The sequence below is a fragment of the Promicromonospora soli genome, assembly GCF_014653785.1.
In the GTDB taxonomy this organism is placed as follows: Bacteria; Actinomycetota; Actinomycetes; order Actinomycetales; family Cellulomonadaceae; genus Promicromonospora; species Promicromonospora soli.
The window spans coordinates 398,920-423,080 of sequence record NZ_BNAS01000004.1; the positions used below are offsets into that span (position 1 = coordinate 398,920).

The 24,161-nt window shown below is 69.6% G+C and carries 25 protein-coding genes; 7 read left to right on the plus strand and 18 right to left on the minus strand.

The window, feature by feature from the left end; genetic code table 11:
- Positions 1 to 8 precede the first annotated feature (8 nt).
- The 15 genes from pcaC to IE250_RS15010 all read right to left on the minus strand — a co-directional run bounded on the left by pcaC (position 9) and on the right by IE250_RS15010 (position 13,299).
- Entirely contained in the window at positions 9 to 407 is a 399-nt protein-coding gene (gene pcaC, locus IE250_RS14940) for a 4-carboxymuconolactone decarboxylase (protein ID WP_189670058.1), read from the minus strand.
- On the minus strand, positions 404 to 1,225 hold the full coding sequence (locus IE250_RS14945; protein ID WP_189670059.1) for an alpha/beta fold hydrolase: 822 nt from the start codon (positions 1,223 to 1,225) through the stop codon (positions 404 to 406). The genes pcaC and IE250_RS14945 overlap by 4 nt, the downstream gene beginning before the upstream one ends.
- Positions 1,222 to 2,409: a lyase family protein gene (locus tag IE250_RS14950; protein ID WP_189670060.1), complete on the minus strand. Its 1,188-nt coding sequence runs from the start codon at positions 2,407 to 2,409 to the stop codon at positions 1,222 to 1,224. The genes IE250_RS14945 and IE250_RS14950 overlap by 4 nt, the downstream gene beginning before the upstream one ends.
- The gene (gene pcaG / locus IE250_RS14955) at positions 2,402 to 3,019 is read right to left on the minus strand and encodes a protocatechuate 3,4-dioxygenase subunit alpha (protein ID WP_189670061.1); all 618 of its coding nucleotides are present in this window, start codon (positions 3,017 to 3,019) and stop codon (positions 2,402 to 2,404) included. Before pcaG ends, IE250_RS14950 begins: the two co-directional genes overlap by 8 nt.
- Positions 3,012 to 3,842, minus strand: a complete 831-nt coding sequence (pcaH, locus tag IE250_RS14960) for a protocatechuate 3,4-dioxygenase subunit beta (protein ID WP_189670062.1) — start codon at positions 3,840 to 3,842, stop codon at positions 3,012 to 3,014. Before pcaH ends, pcaG begins: the two co-directional genes overlap by 8 nt.
- 41 nt (positions 3,843 to 3,883) lie before the next feature.
- Positions 3,884 to 5,098 carry a 4-hydroxybenzoate 3-monooxygenase gene (locus tag IE250_RS14965; protein ID WP_189670063.1) on the minus strand — a complete coding sequence of 405 codons (1,215 nt, stop codon included), beginning with the start codon at positions 5,096 to 5,098 and terminating at the stop codon, positions 3,884 to 3,886.
- Positions 5,095 to 5,775 carry a 3-oxoacid CoA-transferase subunit B gene (locus IE250_RS14970; RefSeq protein ID WP_189670064.1) on the minus strand — a complete coding sequence of 227 codons (681 nt, stop codon included), beginning with the start codon at positions 5,773 to 5,775 and terminating at the stop codon, positions 5,095 to 5,097. Before IE250_RS14970 ends, IE250_RS14965 begins: the two co-directional genes overlap by 4 nt.
- The gene (locus IE250_RS14975; protein ID WP_189670065.1) at positions 5,772 to 6,479 is read right to left on the minus strand and encodes a 3-oxoacid CoA-transferase subunit A; all 708 of its coding nucleotides are present in this window, start codon (positions 6,477 to 6,479) and stop codon (positions 5,772 to 5,774) included. The genes IE250_RS14970 and IE250_RS14975 overlap by 4 nt, the downstream gene beginning before the upstream one ends.
- Positions 6,476 to 7,714, minus strand: coding sequence for a thiolase family protein (locus IE250_RS14980; protein ID WP_189670066.1), 1,239 nt, complete (start codon positions 7,712 to 7,714; stop codon positions 6,476 to 6,478). The genes IE250_RS14975 and IE250_RS14980 overlap by 4 nt, the downstream gene beginning before the upstream one ends.
- Positions 7,715 to 7,772: 58 nt before the next feature.
- A complete protein-coding gene (locus tag IE250_RS14985) occupies positions 7,773 to 8,576 on the minus strand; it encodes an IclR family transcriptional regulator domain-containing protein (protein ID WP_189670067.1) in 804 nt (267 codons plus the stop codon).
- A 35-nt stretch (positions 8,577 to 8,611) separates the two neighbouring features.
- Positions 8,612 to 9,535, minus strand: a complete 924-nt coding sequence (locus tag IE250_RS14990; RefSeq protein WP_189670068.1) for an ABC transporter ATP-binding protein — start codon at positions 9,533 to 9,535, stop codon at positions 8,612 to 8,614.
- A 1-nt stretch (position 9,536) separates the two neighbouring features.
- Positions 9,537 to 10,352, minus strand: a complete 816-nt coding sequence (locus IE250_RS14995) for an ABC transporter permease (RefSeq protein WP_189670069.1) — start codon at positions 10,350 to 10,352, stop codon at positions 9,537 to 9,539.
- Positions 10,349 to 11,152 (minus strand): ABC transporter permease, encoded by an 804-nt coding sequence (locus IE250_RS15000; protein WP_189670070.1) that lies wholly within the window; start codon positions 11,150 to 11,152, stop codon positions 10,349 to 10,351. Before IE250_RS15000 ends, IE250_RS14995 begins: the two co-directional genes overlap by 4 nt.
- Positions 11,149 to 12,108 carry an ABC transporter substrate-binding protein gene (locus tag IE250_RS15005; RefSeq protein WP_189670320.1) on the minus strand — a complete coding sequence of 320 codons (960 nt, stop codon included), beginning with the start codon at positions 12,106 to 12,108 and terminating at the stop codon, positions 11,149 to 11,151. The genes IE250_RS15000 and IE250_RS15005 overlap by 4 nt, the downstream gene beginning before the upstream one ends.
- A gap of 252 nt (positions 12,109 to 12,360) precedes the next feature.
- On the minus strand, positions 12,361 to 13,299 hold the full coding sequence (locus IE250_RS15010; protein WP_189670071.1) for an ABC transporter substrate-binding protein: 939 nt from the start codon (positions 13,297 to 13,299) through the stop codon (positions 12,361 to 12,363).
- 504 nt (positions 13,300 to 13,803) lie between these two features.
- On the opposite strand from IE250_RS15010, the gene IE250_RS15015 reads away from it, so the two are divergent.
- Positions 13,804 to 15,288, plus strand: coding sequence for a non-reducing end alpha-L-arabinofuranosidase family hydrolase (locus IE250_RS15015; protein WP_229872476.1), 1,485 nt, complete (start codon positions 13,804 to 13,806; stop codon positions 15,286 to 15,288).
- Positions 15,289 to 15,591: 303 nt separating this feature from the next.
- Complete coding sequence (locus IE250_RS15020) at positions 15,592 to 17,073, plus strand: non-reducing end alpha-L-arabinofuranosidase family hydrolase (RefSeq protein ID WP_229872477.1); 1,482 nt, start codon at positions 15,592 to 15,594, stop codon at positions 17,071 to 17,073.
- A gap of 108 nt (positions 17,074 to 17,181) precedes the next feature.
- Here the strand turns inward: IE250_RS15020 and IE250_RS15025 are convergent, their stop codons facing one another.
- A complete protein-coding gene (locus tag IE250_RS15025; protein ID WP_189670074.1) occupies positions 17,182 to 17,589 on the minus strand; it encodes a VOC family protein in 408 nt (135 codons plus the stop codon).
- A gap of 75 nt (positions 17,590 to 17,664) precedes the next feature.
- On the opposite strand from IE250_RS15025, the gene IE250_RS15030 reads away from it, so the two are divergent.
- Complete coding sequence (locus tag IE250_RS15030) at positions 17,665 to 18,243, plus strand: TetR/AcrR family transcriptional regulator (RefSeq protein ID WP_189670075.1); 579 nt, start codon at positions 17,665 to 17,667, stop codon at positions 18,241 to 18,243.
- Between the two features lie 12 nt (positions 18,244 to 18,255).
- Positions 18,256 to 18,792 (plus strand): AAA family ATPase, encoded by a 537-nt coding sequence (locus IE250_RS15035; RefSeq protein ID WP_189670076.1) that lies wholly within the window; start codon positions 18,256 to 18,258, stop codon positions 18,790 to 18,792.
- 39 nt (positions 18,793 to 18,831) lie between these two features.
- On the opposite strand, the gene IE250_RS15040 is transcribed toward IE250_RS15035, so the two are convergent.
- The gene (locus IE250_RS15040) at positions 18,832 to 19,773 is read right to left on the minus strand and encodes an oxidoreductase (RefSeq protein ID WP_189670077.1); all 942 of its coding nucleotides are present in this window, start codon (positions 19,771 to 19,773) and stop codon (positions 18,832 to 18,834) included.
- A 143-nt stretch (positions 19,774 to 19,916) separates the two neighbouring features.
- A complete protein-coding gene (locus tag IE250_RS15045) occupies positions 19,917 to 20,729 on the minus strand; it encodes a DeoR/GlpR family DNA-binding transcription regulator (RefSeq protein ID WP_189670078.1) in 813 nt (270 codons plus the stop codon).
- 221 nt (positions 20,730 to 20,950) lie between these two features.
- On the opposite strand from IE250_RS15045, the gene IE250_RS15050 reads away from it, so the two are divergent.
- The 3 genes from IE250_RS15050 (at position 20,951) to IE250_RS15060 (ending at position 24,135) form a co-directional block, all read left to right on the plus strand.
- The gene (locus tag IE250_RS15050; RefSeq protein ID WP_189670079.1) at positions 20,951 to 22,246 is read left to right on the plus strand and encodes an ABC transporter substrate-binding protein; all 1,296 of its coding nucleotides are present in this window, start codon (positions 20,951 to 20,953) and stop codon (positions 22,244 to 22,246) included.
- 72 nt (positions 22,247 to 22,318) lie between these two features.
- A complete protein-coding gene (locus tag IE250_RS15055; RefSeq protein WP_189670080.1) occupies positions 22,319 to 23,239 on the plus strand; it encodes a carbohydrate ABC transporter permease in 921 nt (306 codons plus the stop codon).
- 2 nt (positions 23,240 to 23,241) lie between these two features.
- A complete protein-coding gene (locus tag IE250_RS15060; protein ID WP_189670081.1) occupies positions 23,242 to 24,135 on the plus strand; it encodes a carbohydrate ABC transporter permease in 894 nt (297 codons plus the stop codon).
- Positions 24,136 to 24,161: the final 26 nt, after the last annotated feature.

Consider the following 24,161-nt stretch of genomic DNA (forward strand, 5'->3'; position numbering starts at 1 on the left):
AGTTGTGTTCAGAGCAGCCCTTCCTCAAGCAGCACGTCCTGGGCGACGGCGAACGCGTGGTTGGCACTCGGCACCGAGCAGTAGATCGCGGTCTGGAGCAGCACCTCACGCAGCTCGTCTACGGTGAGCCCGTTGCGCAGCGCCGCACGCACGTGCATCGCGAGCTCGCCCCAGTGCCCGCCCGCGACCAAGGCAGTGAGCGTGATCATGGAGCGGCTGCGCCGGTCCAGGCCCGGACGGGTCCAGATCTCGCCCCACGCGTACCGCGTGATGAGGTCCTGGAACTCGGCGGTGAACGACGTCGCACTCGCCGTCGCGCGGTCCACGTGCGCGTCGCCGAGCACCTCGCGCCGCACCCGCATCCCCTCGTCGGCGCCGCTGGGCACCGACTCGGCACCGCCGGTCATCGGGCAGCCCCGACAGTCACAAGCTCGCGCACGAGCTCGGCCACGCGGACGGGAGCCTCGGCCGGGGCGAGGTGCGCGACGCCGTCGAGCACCTCCACGCGCACAGCGCCGACGCCGCGCGCGATCTCCTCGAGCGCGGCAGGCGGCGCGGGGACGTCGTGCTCGCCCGCGATCGTGAGGACGGGCACCGGGGCCACGGTGAGCCGCGAGCGCAGGTCGTACGTCGCGAGGGCCCGGCACACGGCGCCGTAGCCGAACCGGTCCGCCGTCTGGAGGCCGGCGAGCAACCGCAGCACCACCTCGGGCTCACGCTCGACGAACCCGGGACCGAACCAGCGCTGGGTCGAGCCGACAACCTGTGTGGGCGTACCCGCGGCCTCGACCAGCTGCGCCCGCTCCAGCCACGGTCCGGGTTCGCCGAACCGGGCTGCGGTGCAGATCAGGGCAGCACCGCGTAACCGTTCGGGCGCGTCGAGCAGGAGCTGCAAACCGGTAGCACCGCCCACGGACACGCCCGCGTACCAGAACGGGCCACCCGCGTCGCCCCGCTCGGCCTGAGCCCGGTCGACGACGTCGAGCACGCCCCGCGCGAGGTCCGCGATCGTCAGCCCAGCGAGGTCGGCGGCGTCGGGTGCGGGCGCCGAGCCGTGCCCCGGCAGGTCCCACCCGACGACATCGATGTCGCCGACCAGCAGCGGCACGACGTCCTGCCACAGCGCCGTGACGCTGGTGCCGAGCGACGGCCCGAGCACGAGCAGCGGCCGGGACCCGTCGGTGAGCGCGTAGGCGCTGGCACCGAGTGCGGGTGCGGCGGTCATGATTCCTCCATGGCGGATTCCGTGGCGGCGAGCTGGGCGAGCACGCGGTCGACGATTGCGGGCGCGACCCCGACACCGCGCGCGTCGGGTAGCGCGATGTGCAGGTTCCGCGCGGCCGCCGAGGTGTCGACCTCGAGCCCTTCGAGCAGCTCGGCGCCAAGACGGGCCGTGACGACGGCGTGCCGCGCGAGCTGCTGCAGCGCGGGCCACTCGGCGTGCCAGGCGCCGTCGGACCGCTCGTCGGCGGCGAGGCCGGCCGCGCTCTGGACGGTCGCGGCCAGGTGCGGTGCCGCGATCGCCGATCGTCGCAGCAGCACGGACAGAACGGGGTTGCGCTTGTGCGGCATGGCCGACGACGTCCCCCGGCCGGGCGCCGCCGGCTCGCGCAGCTCGCCCACCTCGGGGCGCACCCCCTGGAGCACGTCGCCCGCGACGTGCCCGAACGCGGCGCAGGTCTCGGCGAGCGCGGCCGCCGCCCGCGTCATGGGCGTGCGCGTGGGGTGCCACGGGCCGGGCGGGACGGGCAGGCCGAGCTCGGCGCCCCAGGCATCGACGAGGACAAACGGGTCGTTGATGAGACCGGCAACGCCCGAGAGCTCACCGGCCGCGCCGCCGTAGGCGAGCGGGAGCGCCCCGGCGACTTCCGCGAGGAACCGGCGGGCCGCGTGCAGGCCGCCGAGCCAGCCTGCGAACCGGGCTCCGAGCGTGGTGGGGACGGCAGCCTGGGCGAGCGTTCGCCCCAGGGCCGGGGCGTCGCGATGAGTACGCGCCAGACGGGCCACCGCCGTGCACGCCCGGTCGAGATCGCGGACGGCGGCGTGCGCGGCGTCGCGCAGCACCAGGACGAGCGCCGTGTCGAGCACGTCCTGGCTGGTCAGGCCCGCGTGAATCGTCGCGGCGTGCTCAGGGACGGCGGCTCGCAGCCGGGCCAGCAGGGGGATCACCGGGTTGCCGCCACCTGCGGACTCGAGAGCGACCTCGCGCGCGAGCCGTTCGGCGGCAGCACCGCCGAGCTCCGCGGACGCCGCCCCGACGGCGTCCGCATCCGCGCCAGGAACTCGCCCGACGGCGGCCTGGGCACGGACCCACGCCACCTCGGCCGCCAGCAGTGCCCGCAGGACGGCGACGTCGTCGGTGACGTCGTCGCCGGCCGCCCCCGGCCACAGCAGGCCGACGTCAGGCACCGACGCCGTCCTTGCCCGCTGCTGGCCCCTCGTCGTACGTGAGGAACACGGTCTCCCTCTCCCCCTGCAGGCGGATGTCGAAGCGCAGCGAGCCGTCGGGCTCGCGCGCCGTGACCAGCGTCGCGCGCCGCTCCGGTTCGAGCGAGGCGAGCAGCGGGTCGTTCTCCAGCGGGCCCGGGATGAGCGCGACGACGTCGTCGGTCGTGGCGTCCGGCAGGTAGGCGCGGGTGAACAGCCGGTCCTGCAGGCCCCGGGCGAAGACGGTCACCACGAAGAACGGTGCCCGGCCCGGCTCCGTGGCACCCGGGTTCAGGGTGCGGAACCAGTAGCCGCCCTCGCGGTCCGTCTCGGCGCGACCCCAGCCGGTGAACGTCCCGTCCCGCAGCAGGGAACCGGAGCGGGCCACGACCTTCCCCGCAGGGTCGGTCTGCCAGATCTCGATCAGCGCGTCGGGCACCGGGGCGCCCGCGCCGTCGTACACCGTCCCGTGCAGGCGCACGGCGCCGGGCGTGCCGGGCTCGACCAGCTCGTTGCCGCGCGCATACGGCAGCGCATAGCCGAAGAAGGGCCCGACGGTCTGCCCAGGGGTAGGCGGAAGCAGCTCACTCATCGCCGTCCTCCGGCTCGGTCCAGGTGCGGTGCGATCCGGTCAGCACGATGTCCCACCGGTATCCGGTGGCCCACTCGTGCTGGGAGACGTCGTGGTCGTAGGTGGCCACGAGCCGTTCGCGCGCCCGCGGGTCGTGGATCGACTGGAAGATCGGGTCCAGCGGGAACAGCGGGTCCCCCGGGAAGTACATCTGCGTGACGATGCGCTGCGTGAGCTCCCGCCCGAACAGGGAGAAGTGGATGTGCGCCGGGCGCCACGCGTTGAAGTGGTTCTTCCACGGATACGGGCCGGGCTTGATGGTCTGGAACTGATACCAGCCGTCGTCGTCGGTCAGCATCCGCCCGATCCCGGTGAAGTTCGGGTCGATCGGCGCCGGGTGCTGGTCGCGCTTGTGGATGTACCGGCCGGCGGCGTTGGCCTGCCACACCTCCACCAGCTGGCGACGCACCGGCCGCCCCTGCCCGTCGACCACGCGGCCGCGGACCACTATCCGTTCACCGATCGGCTCGCCGTTGTGCTGGACCGTCAGGTCCGCCTCCAGCGCCCCGATGTCGCGCTCGCCGAAGACGGGGGCGAACAGCTCGATCGTCTCCGGGTCGGCGTGGTGCAGGTCCTTGGTCGGGTGTCGAAGGAGCGAGCTGCGGTACGGCGGCCAGTTGCGCCGCGGACCGAGCTCCTCCGGCGCGCCCTCCTGCAGACCCTTCTCGTAAGCCCGGTGCCCGGCCTCGATCTCGGCGCTGAGCTGCGCCTGCGACTCGGCGGCCGTATCGAGTGCGGTGTGCTGTGCCGTGTCGGCTGCGATGTCCGCCGCTGCGTCATTCATCGTCATCTCCCTCTCGACGTCATCGTCGTTCACGCCCGCGCTCACGACGCAAGACCGGCGAGCGCCGGCTTCCCGAGCACGGGGCCCCAGCCGGTATACCCCTCGGCGAGGAAGCGCCGGCCGGCCTCCGAGGACGTGAGGGTGCGCAGCTCGGCGACGCGACGTCGGGCCGCGAACCCGGTCTCGCCCGGGTGGGAGTGCAGCATGCTGCTCATCCACGCGGAGAAGTGCTGTGCGCGCCACACCCGCTCGGACACCCGGCGCCCGTACTCGTCGAGCAGAGCGTCGTCCCGCTTGGCGATCCAGGTGTCCAGCACGTCGTGCAGCACGACGACGTCGGCGAGCGCCAGGTTCAGGCCCTTGGCTCCCGTGGGCGGGACGGTGTGGGCGGCGTCGCCGGCCAGCAGCATGCGGCCGTGCCGTACGGGCTCCACGACGGAGGACCGGAAGCGCAGCACCGACCGTTCCACCACGGGTCCCTCGGTGAGCCGGAACCCGTCGGGCCCCACGACCCTGCGCTGCAGCTCGGCCCAGATCCGGTCCTCGCTCCACGTGTTCGGGTCCTCGTCGGGATCGCACTGGAAGTACAGCCGCTGGTGGGTGTCGGTGCGCTGGCTGACGAGCGCGAACCCGTGCTCGGACGTCGTGTAGACGAGCTCGGGCGCGCTCCGCGGCGTCTGGACGATGACGCCGAACCACGCGTACGGGTACTCGTGCGAGAAGGTGCGGCGCTGCGCCTCGGGCAGCGTGTGCCGCAGGGTCGAGCGCGAGCCGTCGGCCCCGACCAGCACGTCGCAGCGCAGCTCGTGTGCGGCCCCCTCCTGGTCGGTCCAGAGCACACCGGGCCGGTCGCTGTCGCCGTCGAGCACCCGGGTGACCGTGGCGCCCCAACGGATGTCGCCGCCGTCGGCCTCGCGCCTGGTGGCCAGGTCGATGAACACGTCGGTCTGCGGGTAGAGCCACACGCTGCGCCCGGTGAGGCCCGTCAGGTCGATGCGGTGGTCCTCGCCGTCGAACCGCAGCACGATCCCGTCGTGCCGGTCGCCCTCGCGCAGCACCCGGTCCAGGCCCGCGTCGACGAGGGTCTGCACCGAGCTCGCCTCCAGGATCCCGGCCCGGTGCGTGTGCTCGATCTCCTGGCGCGGGCGGGCCTCCAGCACCACGTGCTCGACGCCGGAGCGGTGCAGCAGGTGCGAGAGCAGCAGCCCCGCGGGGCCGCCGCCCACGATCGCGACGGGCGTGTGTTCCGTGGTCAACGAGTCCTCCCGAGTTTCAGGCCGAGCATGTCCTCGAGCTCGCCGTGGGTCGTGCCGAAGAGCTCGACGACGCGCGCGCCGTCGATGCCCACGTCGATGACTGCGAGCTCCGTGTAGATCCGGGACACGCAGCCGACGCCGGTCAGCGGCAGCGTGCAGCGCTCCACGAGCTTGGGCCGGCTGTCCTTTGTCAGCAGGGTCATCATCACCACGGTGCGCCGGGCCCCGATCGCGAGGTCCATGGCCCCGCCGACGGCGGGAACGGCGTCGGGCGCTCCCGTGGACCAGTTCGCCAGGTCGCCCGAGGTCGAGACCTGGAACGCGCCCAGCACGCAGACGTCGATGTGACCGCCGCGCATCATGGCGAACGAGTCGGCCTGGTGGAAGTAGGACGCGCCGGGCAGCTCGGTCACCGGGATCTTCCCCGCGTTGACGAGGTCGGGGTCCACGTCGTCCGGCTCCGGGGACGGGCCCATGCCCAGCATCCCGTTCTCCGTGTGCAGCGTGATCCCGCGGCCTGTGGCCAGGTGGTCCGCTACGAGCGTCGGCAGCCCGATGCCGAGGTTGACGTATGACCCGGCTGGGATGTCGGCCGCGACCCGGGCCGCGATCTCGGCCTTGGTCAGCGGGGCTCGGCGTCCTGAAGTGTGCGGTCCTGAGGTGTCGGTAGCGGTCATGCCGGCTCCTCCGTCGCGCCCGTCGCGCCCCTGGCGCTTCCCGCGATCTCGACGACGGCGTCCACGTAGATGCCTGGCGTGACCACGGCCTCCGGATCGAGGGCCCCGGTCGGGACGACCTCCCGCACCTGCACCACGGCCCGCCGCGCGGCGGTCACCATGATCGGACCGAAGTTGCGCGCGGTCTTCCGGTACACGAGGTTGCCGACGCCGTCGGCCCGGTCGGCCCGGACCAGGGCGACGTCCGCGTGGATCGGGTACTCCAGCACCTGGTCGACCCCGCTGATCCGCCGGTGCTCCTTGCCCTCGGCCAGCGGAGTGCCGAATCCGGTCGGCGTGTAGAACGCGCCGATCCCGGCGCCGGCGGCCCGGATCCGCTCGGCCAGGTTGCCCTGGGGCACCAGCTCGAGCTCGACCTGCCCGGACCGGTAGGCGGCGTCGAAGTGCCACGAGTCCACCTGGCGCGGGAAGGAGCACACCATCTTGGCCACCCGCCCACGCTGGATCAGCCGCGCGAGCGGGTCGTCTCCGTTGCCCGCGTTGTTGCTCACGACCACGAGGCCGGAGGCGCCCTGCTCCAGCAGCGCCTCCACGAGGTCGGTCGGCTGCCCCGCCGGCCCGAACCCGCCGATCATCACCGTCGCGCCGTCGGCGACGTCCCCGAGCGCTTCGAGCGCGCTCTTCGCGAATCGTGCCGCGCTCATCCAGGCCTCCCGTTCGTCACGTTCTCCAGCACTACGGCCATGCCCTGCCCGACGCCGATGCAGATGGCAGCCACGCCCCACCGCCCGCCGTCGGCCACGAGCCGCCGCGCGAGCGTGCCCAGCACGCGGGTCCCCGACGCTCCCAGCGGGTGCCCGACGGCGATCGCGCCGCCCCAGGCGTTGACGATGTCCATGTCGACACCCCAGGCGTCGGTGCAGGCCAGGGTCTGCGCGGCGAATGCTTCGTTGATCTCCACGGCGACGACGTCGTCCCAGGTGATTCCCGAGCGCTCCAGGGCGCGTTCGACGGCCTCGACCGGCGCGTACCCGAAGTACTGCGGCTCGTTCGCTACCGCCGCGCGCCCGGCGACGCGCGCCAGTGGGTCGAGACCGGTCAGCGCGGCCGCCCGCTCGGACCCGATCAGCGCCGCCGAGGCGCCGTCCGTGAGCGGCGAGGCGCTGCCCGCGGTGACGGTGCCACCACCGGGGCCGTCGCTCGCCGGCCGGAACGACGGCGCCAGGGACGCCAGCCGCTCCATCGATGTGTCGGGGCGGATCGGCTCGTCCCGGGCCAGCTCCTTGCCGGCCGCCTTGCCGGACACATCGCCGGGGTAGGGCGTCACCAGACCGTCGTAGTGCCCCGCCTCCCAGGCGGCGTGGGCCAGCCTGTGGCTGCGCAGCGCGTACTCGTCCTGCCGCTCCCGTGTGATGCCGTACTTCTCGCGCAGCCGCTCGGTCGCCTCCCCGAGCGAGACCGTCCAGTCCGCGCGCATCCGCGGGTTGACCAGCCGCCAGCCGAGCGTGGTCGAGGAGAGGCTCAGGTCTCCGGCCGGGTACGGGCGCTCGGTCTTGGGCAGCACCCACGGCGCACGGCTCATCGACTCGACGCCGCCCGCGACGACGACGTCGGCGTCGCCCGTCTCGACCGCGCGGGCCGCCTGTACCGCGGCCTCGAGCGACGAGCCGCACAGCCGGTTCACCGTGGTGCCCGGCACCGTGACCGGCAGACCCGCGAGCAGCGCGGCCATGCGCGCCACGTCCCGGTTCTCCTCGCCCGCGCCGTTGGCGTTGCCGAGGATCACGTCGTCGACCAGGGCGGGGTCCAGCCCGGACGCGCGCCGCACCTGCTCGCCGACCACGAACGCGGCCAGGTCGTCCGGCCGGACGTGGGCGAGCGCCCCTCCGTACCGCCCGAACGGCGTCCGGACGGCGTCGAAGACAAAGGCCTCTCGCATCAAGTCACTCCCCTACGTGTCGTCGTTACCTCGGGCCGGGCCCGCCGTCAGCCCGCGCCTAGTGCATCCGGGCGAGGTCGGACTCGATGGCCGCGCTTGCCTCGAGCAGCGGAGGCAGCAGGTGCTCCAGGATCTCCGGTATCTCTCCGCGGCGGACCAGCGCCGAGACGTTCACCGCGGCGATAATCGCGCCCGCGCCGTCCCGCAGCGGGGCCGCGACCGACCGCAGGCCGTCCTCGAGCTCCTGGTCCACCAGTGCCCATCCCTGTTCGCGGACCCGGGCCAGCTCGGCCCGCAGCTCCTGCGGATCGGTGATCGTCCGCGCCGTCAGGGGGACGAGCTCGGTCGAGGCGAGGTAGGCGTCCAGCGCCTCCGGCTCGGTGTGGGCGAGGATCACCCGCCCCAGCGACGTCGCATACGCCGGGAAGCGGGTGCCGACCCGGATCGCCGCGCTCATGATCCGGCGCGTCGCCACACGCGCCACATAGACGATGTCCGCACCGTCGAGCACCGCCACCGAGGACGACTCCCCCACCTGTTCGGAGAGCTCCTTCAGGTGCACCATCGCGATCTCGGGCAGCGTGAGGCTCGAGAGGTAGGCGTAACCGAGGTCGAGCACGGCGGGCCGTAGCGAGAACTCGCGCCCGTCGGTCGCGACGTACCCGAGCTCGACCAGGGTGTGCAGGAACCGGCGCGCCGAGGCGCGGCTGAGCGACGTCTCCCGGGCAACGTCACTCAGTGTGAGCGACCGTCGCTCGCTGTCGAACGCGCGGATCACCGCCAGCCCGCGCTCCAGCGACTGCACGAACTCAGGTGAACGTGCTGCCACGTGGTCGTCGTCCACGCTCGTCTCGTCGGCCATCTGGACCTCCTCGGATCAGCTCATGTCGGACCGGCTCAGGGAACCTCCGGGCCCCCCGGCGTGCCAGGTGACCCAGCGGCGTCCACGGCAGCCGGGTGAGTGAGGTGCGCGTCGGCCAGGCTGCGTACGCCCTTCTTCGCCTGTTGCACCAGTTCGTACACGTGCGTGCGCAGGCGGGCGAACTCCGCGTCGCCACGCGTCTCGAGCTGGTCGCGCTCAGGGCCCAGCCCGACCGCCACGTCCTCCAGCACGACCGTAGGCCTGGCCGACAGGACCAGCACCCGCTCGCCAAGGTAGATCGCCTCGTCGATGTCGTGCGTCACGAACACCACGGTGATCCCCAGCCGCTTCCACAGCGTGCGGACCAGGTCTTCGAGTTCGAACCGGGTCTGTGCGTCGACCGCCGCGAACGGCTCGTCCATGAGCAGCACCTGCGGCTCGTAGGCCGCCGCGCGCGCGATGGCCACCCGTTGCTGCATACCGCCGGAGAGCTGCCACGGGTAGGACCCGGCGACGTCGCCCAGGCCGACCGCCGCGAGCGTCTCAAACACCAGCTCGGCACGGCGGGACTTCGTGACGCCCTTCTCCTTCAGCGGCAGCTCGACGTTCTGGGCGACGGTCATCCACGGGAACAGCGAGCGTCCGTACTCCTGGAGCACCACTGCCATGCCCTCCGGGGGGCCGGTGATCGCGGACTCGCCGAGCACCAGCTCCCCCTCCGTCGCGGGCATGAGACCCGCCAGACAGCGCAGCAGGGTCGTCTTGCCCGCGCCCGAAGGGCCGACGACGCAGACGAGCTCGCCCGGACGGATCTCGAAGGTGAGGTCGGCGATGGCCTCGACGGGCTCTCCTCGACCGGTATAGACCTTGCGCAGGTTGCGCACGGAGAGCCGTGCGCCGCCGGTGTGGCCTACGGCGTGATCGGCGGCCGTGCTCGCCGGGCTGGCCGGGCTGGACATGTCAGGCACCTCCGTGCTGGGACTGCCGGTACCCGAGGTACCAGCCGAGGACCGCGTTCGTCACGGCCCGGAAGACGAGGGACAGCAGCACGCCCACGACGCCGAGCAGGATGACGCCGCTCCACATCTCCGGGATGGCGAAGCTGCGCTGGAACTGCACGATCGAGAAGCCCAGGCCGTCCTTGGCCGCGAACATCTCGCTGATCACCATCAGGATGATCCCGACGGACAGCGCCTGCCGGGCGCCCGTCACGATCTGCGGGCTCGCGCCGCGCAGCACGAGGTGCCGCACGGTCGCCACCCGGCCCAGCCGGTAGGCACGGGCGGTGTCGCGCAGCACGGGGTCCAGCCCGCGCACACCCTCGACCGTGTTGAGCAGGATCGGCCAGAGGCACCCGATCGCGATCACGACGATCTTCATCGATGTCCCGATCCCGAGGAACAGCATCAGGATCGGCACCATCACGGGCGGCGGGATCGCCCGGAAGAACTCGAGCACGGGCTCCGCGTACGCGCGCAGGGCTCGCGAGGACCCGATCGCGACACCGAGCGTGACACCCACGACCACCGCGACGGAGTAGCCGCTGAGGAGCCGCAGCACGCTCGGCACGACGTCGTGGACGAACCGGCTCTCGCCGAACCCCTCGCCGGACGGAGCCGCGAACCACGTCTCGCCGAACGTGCCCACGATCGTGCGCAGCGGGGGGTTGAAGTACGAGGTGCTGTTCGCGGTCAGGACCCACCACGCCACGAGGATCACGAGGGGCAGCCCCACCGTCAGGAGCACCGACCGCAAGACCTTGGCCGCGTCACTCATGCCGCCACCTCTCCTCGGACCGACGGGTGCCAGAACAAGGCCCGGCTCTCCAGGACACGAGCCAGCACGTTGACCGCGACGCCGAGCAGGCCCGCGACGACGACGTAGGCGTACATCGAGGCGACCGCACCGGAGGACTGCGCGATGCCGAGGAGCTTGCCGATCCCTGGCGTCCCGATGAGCAGCTCACCGGTCACCGTGAGGATCAGCGCCACGCTCGCGGCCAGGCGAAGTCCCGTCATCGCGTACGGCAGGGTCGTGGGCCATACGACGGTTCGGATCCGGGTCAGCGGCGAGAAGCGGTACGACCGGGCCGTGTCGGAGGCGACCGGGTCGACGTCCTGCACGCCTGAGAGCACCTGCACCAGCACCTGCCAGAAGCTCGCGTACACGACCAGGAGCAGCGTCGAGGCCATGCCCGTGCCGTACAGCAGCACCGCGACCGGGATCAGCGCGACCGACGGCACCGGTCGGAGGAACTCGATGGTCGACGCCGTCACGGCGCGCAGCACCGGCACCGAGCCGATGACCACGCCGAGCACGACGCCGGTCACCAGCGAGATCGCCAGGCCCGTGACCCAGGTCGTGAGCGTCTGGCCCAGCGCGGTCCAGAACTCCGGCATGCCGAGCCGGTCGGCGAGCGCGGCGAGGATCTGCGACGTCGGCGGCAGGAACCGCGCGTCCACGATCCCCAGCCGCGGCCCGATCTCGACCACCAGGAGCAGGGTCGCGACCCCCGCAAGGCCGAGGGCCCAGGCGGGGGTGCGACGACCGGATACCCGGTTCACGGCTCGGCTCACGGCAGGAGCTGGCCCACGTCGACGGGCTCGTCGAACGTGCCGTACTCCAGGCCGAGGTCAGCCAGCACCTGGAACGACGACGCTTCCAGGCCGGGTGCGAAGCGGGGCATGACCATCGCGTCCTTCACCGCCGGGTCGATCTCGGTGTAGGTGTCCAGGACCGCGCGGGTCTCGTCCGGGTGCTCCTCGGCGTAGGTGAGGGACTTGTCCATGGCCGCCGTGAACGCCTCGACGGTCTCCGGGTTCTCCGCGATCTCCTGTTCGGACGTGAAGTACGACGCGATCATCAGCTCGGGGTCGGTCTCGGCGAAGTTCGACGCCACCACCTTCGCGCCCTGCTGCAGCGCCATGGTGAGGAACGGCTCCACGATCCACGCGGCGTCGACCTGGCCCCCGGCGACGGCCGCGGGCATGTCCGGGAAGCCCATCTCGACGAACTCCACTGCGGCCGGGTCGCCGCCGGCCTCGTCGACGACCTTGCGGATCGTGGTGTCGCCGATGTTGTTGAGGGTGTTGACCGCGACGGTCTTGCCGGCCAGGTCGGCCGCGTCCTCGATGTCGGAGTCTTCCGGGGCGACCACGGCGCCGAAGTCCTCGCCCGGCGTGCCGGTGGTGAAGTTGCCCGCCGCGACAGCCTTGAGCGGCAGGCCCTCCGAAGACGCGACCAACAGGGACGTGTTGTTGCTGAAGCCGAACTGGTATTCGCCGCTGACGACGGCCGGCACGATCGCGGCCCCGCCCTGGGCAAGCTCCAGCGTGACGTCGAGCCCCTCTTCCTCGAAGAACCCTTCCTGGACACCGAGGTAGATCGGGGCGACGTCGACGATCGGGATGACGCCGACCTTGACGGCGGTGAGCCCGGCGTCATCCGGCGAGCTCTCCGCGGCGTCGGAAGGGCCGCCGCACGCGGCCAGGACCAGGGCCGCAGCCGTGCCGGCAACCGCGAGAGGGAACATACGTCGCACTGGGGTTCTCCTTCGAAGGGTGTTCGAACGTGGTGCTTGCGGTGAGGTTTGGTGCACCCGCGCGACAGCCGATTGTGCGGCATCCGAACGAGTGTGCTCACAGAGAACACTCCCAGAACCGGCTACCGCGGTCAACCCTGTCTGGCCACGCCAACGCGGCTCTGGCACGCAGAACGGGCGGTCGGTGCGCACCTTGCGCACCGACCGCCCGCCGCCGATCTCATCACTCGCGGATGCCTCGCCTCATGGCAGGAGCCGGGTCACATCCACGGGCTTGTCGAACATGCCGTACTTCAGACCGAGGTCGGCCACCACCTGGAGGTACGCCGTGTCGAGATCGGGAGCGAAACGGGGCATGAACATGACCGACCTCACGACCGGGTCGATCTCGGTGTAGGTGTCCAGAACGGCCCGCGTCTCGTCGGGGTGCTCGGTGGCATACCTCAGGGACTCCTGGATCGCCTCCGTGAACGCGTCCACTGTCTCCGGGTCCTGTGCGATCACCTCGTCGGAGGTGAAGTAGGCCGCGATGAGCAGGTCAGGGTCGGTCGCGACGAAGTTGGAGCTGACGATCTTTGCGCCCTTGTCCACCGCCCGGGTCAGGTGCGGCTCCACGACCCACGCGGCGTCGACCTGGCCCGCGGCGACAGCGGCCGGCATGTCGGGGAAGCCCATCTCGACGAACGCCACCGCCTGCGGGTCACCACCGGCGGCATCGACGACGTTACGGATCGTGGTGTCGCCGATGTTCTTGAGCGAGTTGACGGCAACGGTCTTGCCGGCCAGGTCGGCCGCGCTCGTGATGTCGGAGTCGGCCGGAGCGACCACGGCACTGAAGTCCTTACCCGGCTTCCCCGTGGAGAAGTCGCCGGGCGCCACCACCTTGAGCGGCAGACCCTCGGACGACGCGACCAGGAGGGACGTCACGTTGCTGAACCCGAACTGGTACTCGCCGCTGACCACGGCAGGCACGATCGCTGCCCCGCCCTCGGCGAGCTCGAGCGTGACGTCCAGCCCGTGGTCCTCGAAGATTCCCGTCTGGACACCCAGGTAGATCGGAGCTACATCCACGATCGGGATGACGCCCACCGTGACCGGGGTGAGCTCACCGCCGGCGGCGGCCCCCTCAGAACCACCGCTGGAAGAGGTGCCGCACGCGGCCAGGACCAGGGCCGCGGCCATGGTCGCAGCCGTCAATGGGAACAGGCGTCGCACTAGGGGGTTCTCCTTCGAACAGGATGCTGACGATGACGTACGCGCACCCACGCCGTGACACGTGCGGGGCGCGCGCTATCCGAACGAGTGTGCTGAGAGAGAACCGTCCCGGATTGTGCCTACGCGGTCAACACCGCAGCGGTCACGATCGGGTGAATATCAGGTGCCCGACCAGGTCAAACGCGCCCACACGCACCGTCGACCGGACCGCCTTGACTGACAGGCGTGTTAGCGCTCACAATCTGGGCTAGCCGACGATGTCTGACTTACCGGGCGGCTGGCTTCGTCGGAACTTGGATGAGGTGTGCTGCGCCCCTTTTGGGTGTTAGCGCTCACATTTGTACCGCATGAGCCCGGGCATGCTTCGCGGTGCGCGCCCTGTTCGGGTGAGCCGCTCTTGATCAAGGAGGATCAATGTCTGCCCTTTCCAGTACTCAATCGATCGCGCCGCCATCGCGGCGACCTCGCTGGTTGAAGCGGTTCCTCGCCGCCACCGTGGCGGCACTGGTGGCCGGAGGCGGCATCTTCGCGGTCACCGAGACGGCCGCAGCCGCCACGGTCGACCCCACCGCCTGGTACGTGCTGCTGAACCGCAACAGCGGCAAGGCCCTTGACGTCAGCGGCGTGTCCACCGCCGACGGAGCCCTGCTCCACCAGTGGACCCGCACCAACGCCAACAACCAGCAGTTCCAGTTCGTGGACGCCGGCGGCGGCTACTACAAGCTCAAGGCCCGGCACTCGGGCAAGGTCATCGACGTGTCCAGCTGGTCGACAGCCGACGGCGCGGCCATCCACCAGTGGACCGACACCGGCGGCGCCAACCAGCAGTTCCGTCTGGCCGACTCCGACAATGGCTACGTGCGCCTGATCAACCGCAACAGCAACAAGGCGGTCGAGGTCCAGAACGCGGCGACCAACGACGGCGGCGCCGTCGTGCAGTTCAGCGACTGGGGCGGCAGCAACCAGCAGTGGCAGCTCGTCCGCGTCGACGGCGGCAGCGCCAACTGCACCCTTCCGTCGACGTACCGCTGGACATCGACCGGCCCCCTGGCGCAGCCGAGGAACGGGTCGGTCGCGCTCAAGGACTTCACCGCAGTCCGCCACAACGGCCAGTACCTCGTCTACGGGTCGACGCACGACGCGGTAGCAGGCCGCGAAGGCAAGTGGGGCTCGATGGTCTTCAGCCCCTTCACGAACTGGTCCGACATGGCCTCGGCCGGCCAGACCCAGATGACGAGCTTCTCCGCTATTGCGCCGACGCTGTTCTACTTCGCCCCGAAGAACATCTGGGTGCTCGCCTACCAGTGGGGCTGGCCATACACCTTCTCCTACCGCACCTCGACCAACCCCAGCGACCCCAACAGCTGGGGCCCGCACCAGGAGCTCTTCACAGGAACCCTTCCCCCCAAGGCCGATGGGACTCCCGCCGACGGGGCTCCCATCGACCAGACCCTCATCGCTGACGACAAGAACATGTACCTGTTCTTCGCCGACGACGCCGGCAACATCTACCGGGCCAGCATGCCCATCGGGAACTTCCCGGGCAGCTTCGGCTCGAACTACACCAAGATCATGAGCGACACGGTGCTCAACCTGTTCGAGGCGCCGGAGGTCTACAAGGTCCAGGGTCAGAACCAGTACCTCATGATCGTCGAGGCGCAGGGCAACGGGGGTCGCTACTTCCGCTCGTTCACGGCCACCAGCCTCGACGGTACATGGACGCCGCAGGCCGGGGCCGACACCGAGAGCAGCCCGTTCGCCGGCAAGGCCAACACTGGTGTCACCTGGACCGCCGACATCAGCCACGGCGACCTGGTTCGCACCAACCCCGACCAGACCAAGACCATCGACCCCTGCAACCTGCAGTTCCTCTACCAGGGGCGCGACCCCAGCTCTGACGGCATGGAGTACGGCCTCCTGCCCTACCGGCCGGGCGTGCTGACCCTGCAGCGCTAGTGGCGTGACCCAGGACCGTTCCTGACGTGCGCCGGCAACAGCCCGCGCCGAGTCGGGTGAGCGTTGTCGCAGGTTGCTGCGATCACGATCGCGTGGGGATGTAGCGGGCGGGCTCGGTGCAAGGCCGAGCCCGCCCGGATCACGCAGTTGCGTTGCGGAAGTCGGGTTGTCTTCGTCGAACAGTTCCCTCGCTTTGCGGTGCGCCCACTCCGGGTGGGCCGTCCGTTTCTTGATCAAGGAGGATCAATGTCTGCCCTTTCCAGTACTCAATCGATCGCGCCGCCGTCGCGGCGACCTCGGTGGTTGAAGCGGTTCGTCGCCGCCACCGTGGCGGCACTGGTGGCCGGAGGCGGCATCTTCGCGGTCACCGAGACGGCCGCAGCCGCCACGGTCGACCCCACCGCCTGGTATGTGCTGCTGAACCGCAACAGCGGCAAGGCCCTTGACGTCAGCGGCGTGTCCACCGCCGACGGAGCCCTGCTCCACCAGTGGACCCGCACCAACGCCAACAACCAGCAGTTCCAGTTCGTGGACGCCGGCGGCGGCTACTACAAGCTCAAGGCCCGGCACTCGGGCAAGGTCATCGACGTGTCCAGCTGGTCGACGGCCGACGGCGCGGCCATCCACCAGTGGACCGACACCGGCGGCGCCAACCAGCAGTTCCGGCTGGCCGACTCCGACAACGGCTACGTCCGGTTGATCAACCGCAACAGCAACAAGGCGGTCGAGGTCCAGAACGCGGCGACCAACGACGGCGCAGGCGTCGTGCAGTTCAGCGACTGGGGCGGCAGCAACCAGCAGTGGCAGCTCGTCCGCGTCGACGGCGGCAGCGCCAACTGCACCCTTCCGTCGACGTACCGCTGGACATCGACCGCCCCGCTGGCGCAGCCGAAGGCGGGGTGGGCATCGCTCAAGGACCTCACCGCCGTCGTCCACAACGGCCAGAAGGTCGTCTACGCCACGACGCACGGCTCGCGTCCCTATCCCGACGGCAACTGGGGCCTGATGTCCTTCAGCCCCTTCACGAACTGGTCCGACATGGCCACCGCCACCCAGAACACGATTCCCTTCGGTGGCATCGCGCCGACGCTGTTCTACTTCGCCCCGAAGAACATCTGGGTGCTCGCCTACAACGGGGGCGGGCAAGGCACATTCTCCTACCGCACCTCGAGCGACCCCACCAACCCCAACGGCTGGTCCGCGCAGCAGGAGCTCTTCACCGCGAACCTTCCCCCCACGGACGACGGGAGATCCCGGGGCGGGCTTGACGTGACCCTCATCGGCGACGACACGAACATGTACATGTTCTTCGTCGACGACGAAGGTAGTGTCTACCGGGCCAGCATGCCCATCGGGAACTTCCCGGGCAGCTTCGGTACGTCGTACACGGAGGTCTTGCGCGACACGCCGCTCAACCTGTTCGAGGCGGTCGAGGTCTACAAGGTCCAGGGTCAGAACCAGTACCTCATGATCGTCGAGGCCCAGAACTACACAGGGTTTGGTCGCTACTTCCGCTCGTTCACGGCCACCAGCCTCGGCGGCACGTGGACACCGCAGGCCGGGGCCGACACGGTGAACAACCCGTTCGCCGGCAGTGCCAACAGCGGCGCCACCTGGACCAGGGACATCAGCCACGGCGATCTGCTTCGGACCAACCCCGACCAGACCAAGACCATCGACCCCTGCAACCTGCAGTTCCTCTACCAGGGGCGCGACCCCAACACTGACGGCGGGGAGTACGGCACGCTGCCCTATCGGCCGGGTGTGCTGACCCTGCAGCGCTGATATGTAGTGCCGTCCTGTCAAGGGCGTGGTGAGGCTCCGCCTCGGGTTGTGGCCCGGGGCGGAGCCTCTCTTGTCCGTTCGGCCCGGGTGGTGGCTGACCCGGCCAGGTCACGAAGCCGCGTAGGCCTGCGCGTACTCTGCAGCGGGCGGGATCGGCTGGATGACGTCGAGCAGGACGCCGTCCGGCGCCGGGACGATGAAGTGCCGCTGCCCGAAGTCCTCGTCGCGGAGCGCCAGGACCGGTGCCAGGCCGACGTGCCCGGTCAGGCGGGCGTGGGCAGCGTCGACGTCATCGACCTCGAGGTTCACGATCACGCCGCGCGGGAGCGCACGGTATCCCTCCGGGACCGTGGGGTGGTCGTGGGCGACCACCGCCAGCTCGAACGCACCGAGGCGCAGGCTGACGTACCAGTCGGACTCGTACGTGGTCTCGAACCCGAGCGCGTCGCGGTAGAACGACGCCGCTGCGGCGACGTCCTGCGCCATGAGGACCGGGTAGCAGCTGGTGACGGACATCGGGCGCTCCTTTACGTACACTGTGAATGTAACGAGAGTCAGAATACATACGCGCCGTACGTAAAAGGAAGTGCCGTGCCTCGTGCCTCCGCGGCCGCTGCCGCCCATACCGCCCACCAGGTGCTCGTCTCGGCGACCGAGCTGTTCGCCGCGCGCGGCTTCGCCGAGGTCTCGCTCGACGACGTCGCCCAGGCCGCCCAGGTCACACGCGGCGCGGTCTACCACCACTACCGGAACAAGGCCGGACTGTTCCTCGCGGTTGCGGCCAGACTCCAGTCACAGGTCGCCGACGCCGTGGTCGCAGCCGCCGACCGTGCGGGACCGGACGCTCGCGAGCAGCTGCGCGCAGGTTCCCACGCCTTCCTCGATGCCATCACCGCGGGCACCGCGGTGCGCGTACTGCTCGTGGACGCCCCGGCCGCCGTCGGGTGGCAGGAGTGGCGCCGGCTCGACGAGGCGAACTCGGGCCGGCACCTGCGCGAGGCACTCCGGGAAGCCGGCGTCGCCGACGATCTGCTCGATGCGCTGACCGCCCAGCTCTCCGGCGCCATGAACGAGGCCGCGCTCTGGATCGCGCAGCAGGCGGACAGACCGGCAGCATCGAAGCAGGCCCACGCGGCGCTGGACCGCCTTCTCGCCGCGGCCCTCACCTGAGACAATCCCGATGTGATCGACAAGGACCGGGGCCGCGCGCGTCCGCGGCTGGTGATGATCAGCGGTCCGATCGCGTCGGGGAAGAGCACTCTGGCTGACGAGCTGACCCGGCTGTTGCGGCTGGATGGCTTCTCGGTCGCACTTACCGACCTGGACACCGTCGCAGAGATGGCTTTGCCGACGCTTCCGGACTGGGCGTGGGCTCATGAGATCCATGCGCAAACGGTCGGCGCCTGGTTGGCGACGGGCATCGACATCGTGGTCGACGAAGGCACGTCGAACCCGACCGAGGTGCAACAAGTGCTTGACCAGGTGCCCGAGGGCACCGATGTGTTCCACATCGTGTTGACCGCCGACTTCGACGCCTCTCTCGCACGAGCGAGGGCAGATCACGGGCGCGGGGTCAGCAAGGACCCGGCCTTCCTTCGCGCCGATCACGAGGCTTACTCTCACCACCTGCCGCACTTGCCGAGCAACCTTCGTCTGCATGTCGAAGGTCAGGAGCCTGCGGCGTTGGCACGTCAGGCCCTCAGTTTCCTCTTTCCTTGACGGACTTACGTCGCTCTACCGACTGGTCGGCCGGTCAGATCACAGTGGTACTCCCGAGAAGTCGGTGCCGGTCAGCTCCGCGGACTGTGCCCACAGGCGCTTGGCCGCCGCTGGGTCGCTCGCGGCCGCCGTCCGCCCGACCAGTGCGGGGGCACCTCGCATCCCGGAGTGCCCGTCCGGTCCGGCGTAGCTGGCACCGGGAACGTCCTGGGTCGCGGCCAGGAGAGTCGGCTGGGCGCCGGCCTCCGTATCCTGCGCGACGATCTTGAAGAGCATCCGGCCGAGCTGGGCTCCAAGGCCGGACCTGGGGCCGAGGTTCGACACCGCCAGTCCGGGGTGCGCCGCGAGCGAACGCACCCGTGATCCAACGTCACTGAGCCGCCGCTGAAGCTCAAGGGTGAAGAGCAGGTTTGCCAGCTTGGACTGACCGTATGCCCGCCGGGGGTTGTATTCGCCGGCGAGGTAGAGGTTGTCGAAGTCGATTCCCTTGACCCACCGGTGCGCGGCGGCGGAGACCGTCACGACCCGGTCGGTGATGTGCGGCAGCAGCAGGTTGGTGAGCGCGAAGTGGCCGAGGTGGTTCGTGCCGAAGTGCGTCTCGAACCCGTCCTTGGTGCGTCCCTCCGGTGCCATCATCACGCCCGCGTTGTTGATCAGCAGGTCCAGGTCGCCGTCCCAGGACGCCGCGAACTCACGCACTGACGCCAGGTGGGCGAGGTCGAGACGACGGACCTCGTGACTGCCCGGGACCGTAGTTGCGGCGGCCTTTCCCTTGTCGAGATCGCGCACGGCGAGCACGACATGCGCGCCGGCACGGCCCAGCGCCCGGGCCGTCGGGAGGCCGATGCCGCTGTTCGCCCCGGTGACCACCGCGGTGCGGCCGGTCAGGTCGGGGATCTGGAGTGCGTTCACGGAAGCAGAGCTCGCTGCTGCACCTGGGATACCGCCCGCTGATGCGGGCACGGGCTGGGACGTGGTCATGGGCCCAACTCTCACCGGTGGCCCCCAGTCGCCACGTCCACCTGGCGTGGCATCTTGCGTACAGCGATCGCGGTACACGCGCTGCGGTACAGAGCTCCCCAGGCTGTCCTCGGACCCACCGGGGGCTCGTGCTCGCTGCCGCGTCAGGGCGTGAGGATCTCCACCCCGCCGGCCTCGAGCGCGGTGGCGATGTCGGCCGACGGCCGGGTCTCGCAGATGAAGTAGTCGGCGCGAGCCAGCTCTGCGACCTTGGCGAACAGGCGGCGTCCGAGCTTGGTCGAGTCGGCGAGGACGGCGACCTTGCTCGCGTGGTCCATCATGGCCGCCATCATTGCGGCGTCGCCTAGGTTGCTGGTCGAGAAACCCGTGGTCGAGACAGCGCCCACGGCGATGAGGGCGAGATCGGCCTGCACGGCGATCTGCTCGCCGTTCTCGACGACCTGAAAGCTCACGGGACCGGTCGTCGTCTGCGTGATCGAGCGCACCGAGCCACCGAACACGTACAGGTCGCGGTACACCTTCGCCGGGATCTCCGCCGGGAGTCGAAGGTTGTTCGTGGCGATCGTCAGGTCGCGGTGGTTGCGCAGATTACGGGCGACCGCCAGGTTGGTGGTGCCGCCGTTGAGCATCACGACCGACCCGTTCGAGACGATCTCCACCGCGCGGCGCGCGATCGCCTCCTTCTCCTCGACCTGCATGCGCAGGCGCACATCGAGACCGCTGTCGTTCGGCGCCATCGACGACGCGCTCACCGCGCCGCCGTGCGTACGGATCAGCTGGCCCTCGGCGTCGAGCTGGTCGAGGTCGCGGCGCACGGTATCGATCGACACGTCGAAGCGCTCGGCGAGCTGCGCGACAGTGACCTGGCCCTGCTGGCCGACGTAGTCGACGAGGGCGGCGCGCCGCCCCGCGGGCAGGTGACGTGCCCGCTCTCCTGCGTCTTCGCTGGTCGTCATGCAGAAATTTCTAGCATATGACGGCATCCTCGCGCGAACTCGACCGCATGAAACGGCACGCCGGGAGCGGCCCAGCAGCCCTGTCCAACCCCTAGACCCCCACAAATACTGAAGCGCCACGACTCTTGACCTCTGCGCCTCGATGCGGCTACTGTCGCCAAAAGTTGCAGTAACGCGCACAGGACAGCGTAAAACTGCACGAGATCAGACTGAGGAGTGAAATGAGCAACGAAGCTCAAGTCCGGCGGCGCATCGCCCAGCTCGCCGGCGCCACGGCCGCCACGTTCGGACTACTCGTAATCGCTGGATGTGGCGCAGGCGGAGGCGACGGCGGCGACTCGGGCGGCGACGTCACGATCGAGTTCGCCCAGTGGTGGGAGCCGGAGCTGCCGGACGGTGAGTTCCGCGCCCTCATGGACGAGTTCGAGGCGCAGAACCCCGGCATCAAGGTCGAGCTCATCAGCGGGCCCTACGCCGCCACCAAGGAGCAGCTCTTCGCGGGCGCCGCCTCGGGCACGATGCCCGACGTCGTCGGCCTCGATGGAGCCTGGGTCAGCGACTTCGCGTCCCAGGGTGTCATCGCGGACCTGACCACGCTCATGGGCGAGGTCGGGTACGACGACAGCGAGCTGGCCAGCCAGGTCCAGGTCGAGGGCTCCACCTACATGATCCCGGTCGTCAACTTCGTCTACCCGATGTTCACGAACGACACTCTCCTGGCGGACGCCGGCGTGGACGCCCCGCCGACGAACCGTACCGAGTTCGCGGACGCCGCCGCGGCGGTCACCGCCCTCGGCGACAACACGACCGGCTGGACCCTCCCGCTCTCGCTCGAGACGCCCAACGGCATCCAGAACGACGTCATGTCGTGGGTCTGGGCCTCGGGCGGCACGATGCTCACGGACGGCCAGCCCGACGTCACGAACGACGACGTCACGTCAGCGGTCGAGTATGTCCAGGGCCTGTGGGACGACGGAGTCATCGCGTCGGGCTCCTTCACGATGAAGGAGCAGGACAAGGTCGAGGAGTTCACGAACGGTCGCGTCGGCATGATGATCGACTCGCTCGCGCACATCAACCTCATCCGCGAGGCCAACCCGGACCTCGAGTTCTCGATCTCGGCGGTCCCTGCCGAGGACGGCTACGAGGGCGAGCGCGGCATCCCCTACGCGTCCTGGGGTATCGGCGTCGCCGAGAGCTCGGAGCACCCGGAGGAGGCCTTCAAGCTGGTCGAGTTCCTGATGAGCCAGGAGACCAACTCGGAGCTGTCCTCGATCGCCAACGCGTTCCCGGGCAACAAGAACTCGACGCCGGACTTCGTGGCCGACGACGAGCTCTACGCCAAGGCGTTCGAGATCTACCAGGCGGGCTACCCCGCCAACGAGTTCACGGGCCTTCCCGTCGCCGAGCAGCTGATGCGCCTCTTCGGCGAGCAGCTCCAGGTCACCCTGGACGGCGGCCAGACCGTGGAGGAAATGCTGGACAAGACCCAGGCTGCGTGGGAAGCCGAGTTCTAGGTCTCCAGCGATTCCCTGCCGTGCCGCGGTCCCCGATCGCGGCACGGCACCCCACAGGAGGAGCAACGAGCAATGCAAGAAGTGATCGTCGCGCCCGCCCCGCCGGCAGCGACCCCCCAGCAGCCGCGCAAGCGCAGGTCGTTCCGCAGGTCCGCCGAGCCGTTCGGGTTCCTTGCACCGACACTCGCCCTGATGTTCGTGCTGATGATCATCCCGGTCGTCCTCGTCGTCGGCTACTCGTTCATGGACAACGTGATCCTGAACAAGAACCCGCAGCTCGTCGGCATCGACAACTTCGTCACGGTCCTCACCGACAGCGTGTTCCTGACCGCGACCGGCAACACCCTCTTCTTCACGATCGTCAGCGTCGTCGCGCACCTCGTGATCGGCCTCGGCTTCGCGATGCTGCTCAACAGCCCGCTCATCGGCAACGTCGCCCGCGCGATCTTCCGGGCCCTGTACATCCTTCCGTGGCTGTTCACGGCTGCCGTGATCGCCGTGCTGTGGCGGATGCTGCTCGCCCCCAACGGCGTCGTCAACTTTCTGCTGAACACCGATGTCGAATGGCTGGCCTCGCCGGCCCTTGCGCTCGGCACGGTCACGTTCATCAACATCTGGGCCGGCTATCCGTTCTTCATGGTCAGCCTCCTCGCGGGCCTCCAGGGTGTTCCCGCCCAGCTGCACGAGGCCGCGACGGTCGACGGCGCCAACGGCTGGCAGCGGTTCTGGAACGTGACGATCCCCCAGCTCAGGCCGATCATCATCAGCCTGACGCTGCTCGATCTCATCTGGACCTCGCAGCAGTTCGCGCTGATCTGGATGACGACCGGCGGAGGACCCGTCAACGTGACCGAGATGCTCAGCACCTACACGTACAAGCTCGCGTTCAGCCGCTACGAGTTCGCGCTCGCCTCCACGAGCGCCGTCCTGGTGCTGGTCATGTCGATGGTGCTCGCGTTCTTCTACGTCCGTCACCAGAGGGCGAGGGACTGACCATGTCCGATACCAGAACCATCACCACGACCGTGCACACCGCATCCCGGCCCAGGTCCGAGATCGAGCGCCGGCGGTCGCGCCTGCGGGTCGGGGTTGTCATCGGCCTCGTCCTCGGGGCGGTCTTCGCCGCGGCACCCGTGCTGTGGATGCTCGCGAGCTCGTTCAAGTCGAACACCGAGATCTTCGAGTTCCCGCCGCGCCTGATCACCGACAGCTTCTCGTTCGACGCGTACATCGCGATCTTCAGCGATCCCGAGAAGGTGCGCTTCTTCATCAACAGCTACGTGGTGTCGTTCTCGGTCACCGTGCTCACTCTGCTGGTGGCGATCCACGCGGCCTACGCGTTCAGCCGGTTCGACTTCCCCGGCAAGAGGCCGATCAACATGGTGATCGTCAGCGTGCAGGCGGTCCCACCGATCACGCTGCTGATCCCGTACTTCGGCCTCATGGTCGCGCTCGGCCTGTACAACACGTATCCCGGCCTGATCCTCACGTACATGGTGTTCACACTGCCGTACGCGATCATCATGATGACCGGCTACCTCAACACGATCCCCAAAGAGCTCGACGAGGCCGTCCGCATGGACGGTGCGGGGTCGTTGACGGCCCTCTGGCGCGTACTCGTGCCGGTCTCGGTGCCCGGGATCGTCTCCGTCGGCGTCTACACGTTCATGATCGCGTGGAACGAGTACCTCTTCGCGCTCACGCTGACCCGTACGCAGGACATGCGCACGGTCCCGATCGGCATCCAGCTGCTCATGGGCCAGCACTCGTACGAGTGGAACGAGATCATGGCGATGAGCATCCTCGGGTCGATTCCCGTGCTCGTCCTCTTCCTCTTCTTCCAGCGCTATTTCATCAGCGGCCTCACCAGCGGATCAGTGAAGAGCTGACCAGCGACTCGACCAACCCCTAGAAA